Annotated in this window: 8 protein-coding genes; 7 read left to right on the top strand and 1 reads right to left on the bottom strand. The window is 66.2% G+C overall.

Going from position 1 to position 7,485, the window contains the following annotated elements:
* The 7 genes from murC to lpxC form a co-directional block, all read left to right on the top strand.
* Positions 1–815, top strand: an 815-nt coding sequence (gene murC, locus JMF90_RS15810; protein WP_268905976.1) for a UDP-N-acetylmuramate--L-alanine ligase, incomplete at its 5' end; no start/stop codon positions are given.
* Between the two features lies 1 nt (position 816).
* Positions 817–1,758 (top strand): D-alanine--D-alanine ligase, encoded by a 942-nt coding sequence (locus JMF90_RS15805; protein ID WP_152864761.1) that lies wholly within the window; start codon positions 817–819, stop codon positions 1,756–1,758.
* 19 nt (positions 1,759–1,777) lie between these two features.
* A complete protein-coding gene (locus tag JMF90_RS15800) occupies positions 1,778–2,530 on the top strand; it encodes a cell division protein FtsQ/DivIB (RefSeq protein WP_006477014.1) in 753 nt (250 codons plus the stop codon).
* 26 nt (positions 2,531–2,556) lie between these two features.
* The gene (ftsA, locus tag JMF90_RS15795; protein WP_006487138.1) at positions 2,557–3,789 is read left to right on the top strand and encodes a cell division protein FtsA; all 1,233 of its coding nucleotides are present in this window, start codon (positions 2,557–2,559) and stop codon (positions 3,787–3,789) included.
* A gap of 112 nt (positions 3,790–3,901) precedes the next feature.
* Positions 3,902–5,098 (top strand): cell division protein FtsZ, encoded by a 1,197-nt coding sequence (gene ftsZ, locus JMF90_RS15790; RefSeq protein ID WP_006477012.1) that lies wholly within the window; start codon positions 3,902–3,904, stop codon positions 5,096–5,098.
* A gap of 188 nt (positions 5,099–5,286) precedes the next feature.
* Positions 5,287–5,793: a peroxiredoxin gene (locus JMF90_RS15785; protein WP_011544504.1), complete on the top strand. Its 507-nt coding sequence runs from the start codon at positions 5,287–5,289 to the stop codon at positions 5,791–5,793.
* A gap of 240 nt (positions 5,794–6,033) precedes the next feature.
* Positions 6,034–6,951, top strand: coding sequence for a UDP-3-O-acyl-N-acetylglucosamine deacetylase (gene lpxC, locus JMF90_RS15780; RefSeq protein WP_011544505.1), 918 nt, complete (start codon positions 6,034–6,036; stop codon positions 6,949–6,951).
* A gap of 84 nt (positions 6,952–7,035) precedes the next feature.
* Here the strand turns inward: lpxC and JMF90_RS15775 are convergent, their stop codons facing one another.
* Positions 7,036–7,458 (bottom strand): DciA family protein, encoded by a 423-nt coding sequence (locus tag JMF90_RS15775; protein WP_236597985.1) that lies wholly within the window; start codon positions 7,456–7,458, stop codon positions 7,036–7,038.
* Between the last annotated feature and the right edge of the window lie 27 nt (positions 7,459–7,485).

Below are 7,485 nucleotides of genomic sequence, written 5' to 3'. Positions count from 1 at the left end.
GGCTCAAGCAGGCGTTCATCGAATTCACGCAGCGCCTGCCGTTCTACGGCAGCGCGGTGGTGTGCGTCGACGATCCGAACGTGCGGCAGATCATTCCGTTCATCTCGAAGCCGGTCGTGCGCTACGGCCTGTCGCCGGACGCGCAGGTGCGCGCGGAAGACATCGACGCGCGCGACGGCCGGATGCACTTCACGGTGATCCGCGAAGGGCGCGCGCCGCTCGCGGTCGTGCTGAACATGCCGGGCCTGCACAACGTGCAGAACGCGCTCGCGGCGATCGCGATCGCAACCGATCTCGGCGTGTCGGACGACGCGATCCAGCTGGCGCTGGCGGAATTCAACGGCGTCGGCCGGCGCTTCCAGCGCTACGGCGACGTGCCGAGCGCGGACGGCGGCCAGTACACGCTGATCGACGACTACGGTCATCACCCGGTCGAGATGGCGGCGACGATCGCGGCCGCGCGCGGCGCGTTCCCGGGCCGCCGCCTCGTGCTGGCGTTCCAGCCGCACCGCTACACGCGCACGCGCGACTGCTTCGACGATTTCGTCAACGTGCTGTCGACGGTCGATGCGCTGGTGCTGACGGAAGTCTACGCGGCCGGCGAGGCCGCGATCCCGACGGCCAGCGGCGACGCGCTGTCGCGTGCGCTGCGCGCGGTGGGCAAGGTCGACCCGGTGTTCGTCGCGACGGTCGACGACGTGCCGGACGCTTTGGCGAAAGTCGCGCAGAACGGCGACGTGGTGATCACGATGGGAGCGGGTTCGATCGGCGGCGTGCCGGCGAAGCTCGTGCAACACATTCAACAGAAGGCATGACATGAGCGGGATCGATCCGAAACGTTTCGGCAAGGTGGCGGTGTTGTTCGGCGGCGAATCCGCCGAGCGCGAGGTGTCGCTCACCTCGGGCCGCCTCGTGCTGCAGGGCCTGCGGGATGCGGGCGTCGACGCGCATCCGTTCGACCCGGCCGAGCGGCCGCTGTCGGCGCTGAAGGACGAAGGCTTCGTGCGCGCGTTCAACGCGCTGCACGGCGGCTACGGCGAGAACGGCCAGATCCAGGGCGCGCTCGATTTCTACGGGATTCGCTACACGGGCAGCGGCGTGCTGGGCTCGGCGCTCGGCCTCGACAAATTCCGCACGAAGCTCGTGTGGCAGCAGACGGGCGTGCCGACGCCGCCGTTCGAGACGGTGATGCGCGGCGACGACCTGGCCGCGCGCGCGACCGACATCGTCGCGAAGCTCGGCCTGCCGCTGTTCGTGAAGCCGGCGAGCGAAGGCTCGAGCGTCGCGGTGCTGAAGGTGAAGACGGCCGACGCGCTGCCGGCCGCGCTCGAGGAAGCCGCGACGCACGACAAGATCGTGATCGTCGAGAAGAGCATCGAGGGCGGCGGCGAATATACCGCGTGCATCGCCGGCGATCTCGACCTGCCGCTGATCAAGATCGTGCCGGCGGGCGAGTTCTACGACTACCACGCGAAGTACGTCGCCGACGATACGCAGTACCTGATCCCGTGCGGCCTGCCGGCGGAACAGGAGGCGGAACTGAAGCGCATCGCGCGCCGCGCGTTCGACGTGCTCGGCTGTACCGACTGGGGCCGCGCGGATTTCATGCTCGACGCGGCCGGCAATGCGTATTTCCTCGAAGTGAACACGGCCCCCGGGATGACCGACCACTCGCTGCCGCCGAAGGCCGCGCGCGCGGTCGGCATCGGCTATTCCGAGCTGGTCGTGAAGGTGCTGTCGCTCACGCTCAACGACTGACGCAGGAACGGAACGACGTATGTGGAACAACGTTCGCCAACTCAACCTTGCCGCCAGCGCGCTGTACGCGCTGCTGCTGCTCGTGTTGGCGGCGGCCGGCTGCTACTGGCTGATCCAGCGCCCGACGTTCGCGCTGCGGGAAATCCGGATCGACGGCGATACCGAGCACATCAACTCGCCGACGGTGCGCGCGGGTGTGGTCGGCCGGCTGAAGGGCAATTTCTTCACGGTCGATCTCGATACGGCGCGCGCGGCGTTCGAGCAGATGCCGTGGGTGCGTCACGCGAGCGTGCGCCGGGTGTGGCCGAATGCGCTGGCTGTCACGCTCGAGGAGTACAAACCGCTCGGGACCTGGGGCAGCGATCAGCTGGTGAGCGTCGACGGCGAGCTGTTCACCGCGAACCAGGGCGAGCTGGAGCAGGAACTGCCGGCGTTCGACGGCCCGGAAGGCAGTGCGAAGGAAGTCGTCACGCGGTATCGCGACTTCGGGAAATGGTTTGCGCCGCTGAAGGCGGCGCCGGAAGAAGTGACGCTGTCGGCGCGGTACGCGTGGACGGTGAAGCTGTCGAACGGCATGCAGGTCGAGCTGGGCAAGGAACGCAACAGCGACACGCTGCATGACCGGAGCCAGCGCCTGGTCGCCGCGTGGCCGGCCGTCACGGAGCGTTGGGGCAACGACATCGAGTACGCGGACCTGCGGTATCCGAACGGATTCGCGATTCGCGCGGCAGGCATGCGGTTCCTGACCGATACCGACAAGCGCAAGAAGTAACGAGAGATCACACGCAAGAGCACTTTATGAGCAAAGACTACAAGGATCTGCTGGTTTCCCTCGACATCGGCACGTCGAAGGTGGTGGCCATCGTCGCCGAGCTGAAGGGCGAGGGTCACTACGAGGTGATCGGTCTCGGCCAGAGCGAGTCGAAGGGTCTGAAGAAAGGTGTGGTGGTCAACATCGAGGCCACCGTGCAATCGATCCAGCGCGCGCTCGAGGAAGCCGAGCTGATGGCCGACTGCAAGATCACCAACGTGTTCACGGGGATCGCGGGCAGCCACATCCGCAGCTTCAATTCGAGCGGGATGGTCGCGATCAAGGACAAGGAAGTCACGCAGACGGACGTCGCGCGCGTGATCGAGACCGCGAAGGCGATCAACATCCCGACCGACCAGCAGGTGCTGCACATCCTCACGCAGGAATTCATCATCGACGGCCAGGAAGACGTGCGCGAGCCGATCGGGATGAGCGGCATCCGGCTGGAAGTGAAGGTGCACATCGTGACGGGCGCGGTGAGCGCCGCGCAGAACATCGTCAAGTGCGTACGCCGCTGCGGGCTGGAAGTGAACGACCTGATCCTGCAGCCGCTCGCGTCGTCGCTGGCGGTGCTGACGGAAGACGAGAAGGATCTCGGCGTGGTGCTGGTCGACATCGGCGGCGGCACGACGGACATCGCGATCTTCGCCGAAGGCGCGATCCGCCACACGGCGGTGATCCCGATCGCCGGCGACCAGATCACGAGCGACATCGCGATGGCGCTGCGCACGCCGACGCCGGATGCGGAAGACATCAAGGTCGGCTACGGGATCGCGAAGCAGGCGCTCGCCGATCCGGACGAAATGGTCGAAGTGCCGGGCCTCGGCGAACGCGGTCCGCGCACGCTGTCGCGCCAGGCGCTCGCGGCCGTGATCGAGCCGCGCGTCGAGGAACTGTTCTCGCTCGTGCAGCAGGTCGTGCGCGAGTCGGGTTACGAAGAACTCCTGAGCTCCGGCGTGGTCATTACCGGCGGCGCGTCGATGATGCCGGGCATGGTCGAGCTCGGTGAAGACATTTTCCTGAAACCGGTGCGCATCGGCGCGCCGGAATATGCAGGCGGCCTCTCCGACGTCGTGCGCAATCCGCGCTACTCGACGGCGATGGGGCTGCTCGTCGAAGGCAGTGCGCAGCGCATGCGCGGCCGCAAGGTCGCCGTGCAGTCCGGCAACGCGGGGCAGGTGTTCTCGCGGATGAAGGAATGGTTCCTGAGCAACTTCTGACAAACCGAATCGAAATTCGCGCTGGTGCCGGCGGCTGGCGCGCGACAGGGGGTTGCCCGATCTCCTGCCGAATAACGGCCGAGTAGCAGTCATTCTCTTGACGGAGGCAACAATGGAATTCGAAATGCTGGAAACCGAAACCAACGGCACCATCATCAAGGTGGTCGGCGTTGGCGGCGCTGGCGGCAATGCCGTCCAGCACATGATCAACCGCGGCGTGCAGGGCGTCGACTTCATCGTGATGAACACGGACGCCCAGGCGCTGTCGCGTTCGCGCGCATCGTCGGTGATCCAGCTCGGCAATACGGGTCTGGGCGCCGGTGCGAAGCCGGAAATGGGTCGTGCGGCAGCGGAAGAAGCGCGTGAGCGCATCGCCGACGCACTGCGCGGCGCGCACATGGTGTTCATCACGGCAGGCATGGGCGGTGGCACGGGCACGGGCGCCGCACCGGTGGTCGCGCAGATCGCGAAGGAGATGGGCATTCTGACGGTTGGTGTCGTCAGCAAGCCGTTCGAGTTCGAAGGCGGCAAGCGCATGCGCGTCGCCGAAGCAGGCTCGCAGCAACTGGAGGATCACGTCGACTCGCTGATCGTCGTGCTGAACGACAAGCTGTTCGACGTGATGGGCGACGACGCCGAGATGGACAAGTGCTTCCAGTGCGCGGACGACGTGTTGAACAACGCGGTGGCAGGTATCGCGGAAATCATCAACGTCGACGGCCTCGTGAACGTCGACTTCGAAGACGTGAAGACGGTGATGGGCGAGCAGGGCAAGGCGATGATGGGCACGGCGACGGTCGCCGGCGTCGATCGCGCACGCCTCGCGGCGGAACAGGCCGTGGCGAGCCCGCTGCTCGAAGGCGTCGATCTGTCGGGCGCGCGCGGCGTGCTGGTCAACATCACGTCGAGCCGTTCGCTGCGCCTGTCGGAAACGCGCGAAGTGATGAACACGATCAAGAGCTACGCGGCGGAAGATGCGACGGTGATCTTCGGTGCGGTGTACGACGACGCGATGGGCGATGCACTGCGCGTGACGGTCGTGGCGACGGGTCTGGGCCGTGCTGCGAAGAAGCAGCAGTCGGCCCCGATGACGCTGCTGCGCACGGGTACGGACAACCAGCCGGTCAGCGCGGTGTCGCACGGCTATGCGCAGCCGCATCACGTCAGCACGGCCGACTACGGCGCGCTCGATACGCCGGCGGTGTGGCGCAATTCGCGCGAAACCGCGGCATCGCACGTGCAGGCGCTGCAGGAGAAGGGTGTCGACACGTACGACATCCCGGCTTTCCTGCGCAAGCAGGCTGACTGACGCAAACACAGGCGAAGCCGCGGCGAAGTTGCCGCGGTAACGCCGGCGTGACGGATGCTACGGACCCAAACAGGCCGCGTCGGATGCGACGCCGGGCCGGGAAACGTGCCCTCTTCGCTTGAGCGGAGCGGGATGGGCCGTGCTGTCCGCAACACGCTGAAAAACCGTATCGCTATGAGGGACCAGCCATGATTCAAGTGGGCGACGCGCTGCCCGACGCGCAACTGTTCGAGTTCATCGACGACGCGCGCGAAGGGTGCACGCTGGGGCCGAACGCCTACAGCGTGCGCGACCAGGTTGCGGGAAAGCGGGTGGTGATCTTCGGATTGCCGGGCGCGTTCACGCCGACCTGCTCGGCGCAGCATGTGCCGGGCTACGTCGAGCACGCCGAGCAATTGCGCGCGGCGGGTATCGACGAGATCTGGTGCGTGTCCGTCAACGACGCATTCGTGATGGGCGCATGGGGACGTGATCTGCACACCGCGGGCAAGGTGCGCATGATGGCGGACGGCAGCGCGGCTTTCACTCATGCGCTGGGGCTGACGCAGGATTTGTCCGCGCGTGGCATGGGAATTCGTTCCCTGCGCTACGCGATGGTGATTGACGGCGGTGTGGTCAAGACGCTGGCCGTCGAGGCGCCGGGCAAATTCGAAGTGAGCGATGCGGCGAGTGTTCTCGCGACGTTGACGTCCTGATCGTGCGGTGCGCCGTTGCCTTCCGGCAACGCTGCTCACCGGCCTCAGGGCAGTTGTAACACGGGCTGATGACCGGAAACGCCTCCGTTCCGGGCATCGGCCCGTCCCGTATCGGCGCGGGTAAACTGTCGAAACAGATTGATACGCAGTTTCAGACAGCGCTGAATAGGGAATTACGCTATAATCCCGCCTATCGAATATAACTCCTGATTGATATCTTCAATCAAGACGAAGAAGACCATGTTGAAGCAGCGCACCATCAAATCCATCGTGAAGACCGTGGGTATCGGTGTCCACTCGGGCCGCAAGATCGAGTTGACGCTCCGTCCCGCCGCGCCCGGCACGGGCATCGTCTTTTCACGCGTCGACCTGCCCACGCCGGTCGACATTCCCGCATCGGCGATGTCGATCGGCGACACGCGGCTCGCGTCGGTGTTGCAGAAGGATGGCGTGCGCGTGTCGACGGTCGAGCACCTGATGTCCGCGTGTGCGGGGCTGGGCATCGACAACCTGTACGTCGATGTGACGGCCGAGGAAATCCCGATCATGGACGGCAGCGCGGCCACGTTCGTGTTCCTGATCCAGTCCGCCGGCATCGAGGAGCAGAACGCGCCGAAGCGCTTCATCAAGGTGACGAAGCCGGTCGAAATCCGCGATGGCGACAAGTTCGCGCGCCTCGATCCGTATTTCGGCTTCAAGCTGAAGTTCTCGATCGACTTCCGCCACCCGGCCGTCGACAAGACGGGCCAGGAGCTCGAGGTCGATTTCGCGACCACGTCGTACGTGCGCGAGATCGCGCGTGCGCGCACGTTCGGCTTCGCGCACGAGGCCGAGATGCTGCGCGAGATCGGCCTGGCGCGCGGCGGCAGCATGGACAACGCGATCGTGCTCGACGAGTACCGCATCCTGAACAACGACGGGCTGCGCTACGACGACGAGTTCGTGAAGCACAAGATGCTCGACGCGATCGGCGACCTGTACGTGATCGGCCACCCGCTGCTGGCGTCGTACACCGCGTACAAGTCGGGCCACGGCCTGAACAACGCGTTGCTGCGCGAACTGCTCGCGCACGAAGACGCGTACGAGATCGTGACGTTCGACGATCCGCAGGCTGCACCGAAGGGGTTCGCGTTCGACGCGCAGACGGCCTTCGCGTGACCGGCGTTCAGCGCAAGCGATAAAAAAGCGACCCTCGGGTCGCTTTTTTGTTGGCTGGCTGCCCCCCGACGATGGCCGGTGCGGTCAACGCGGCTTCGCGCCGTGCCGGGCCGCCATCCGTGCGAGCGCGGCCTGCAGCGGTGACGGTTCGAGGTGGTCGGCGAGGTCGCGCAGCGCGGCGGCGCCGGCCGAGGTCATTCGCGCCTGCTTCACGTGCGGCGGCTCCGGCGCGTCCTTCGGCCGCACGCGCACGCGCAGCGTCGTCACGGGCCAGCCGCGCTTCTGGAGGTCGCCGAGCAGCCGCACTTCGACCTGTCGCAGCCGTGCTGCCAGCGCATTGTGCGCGGCAAAGAGGGTCAGGGTGCCGTCCTTGATGAAGCCCGGTTCGACGTGATTCGCCAGATAGTCGGGCAGGCATGCGCCCAAGTCGCGCTGCAGCGACGCGATCTGCTCGACGCCCGCGCGCAGCGCCGCGAAAGCGTCGGTACGGCCGAGCACTTCGGACACGGGTTGCGGGCGATAGGCGGCGAGCGG

This window comes from Burkholderia sp. E168m23 (assembly GCF_016586125.1).
GTDB classification, from domain to species: Bacteria; Pseudomonadota; Gammaproteobacteria; order Burkholderiales; family Burkholderiaceae; genus Burkholderia; species Burkholderia orbicola.
This window is presented reverse-complemented; position numbering and strand designations above follow the sequence as displayed.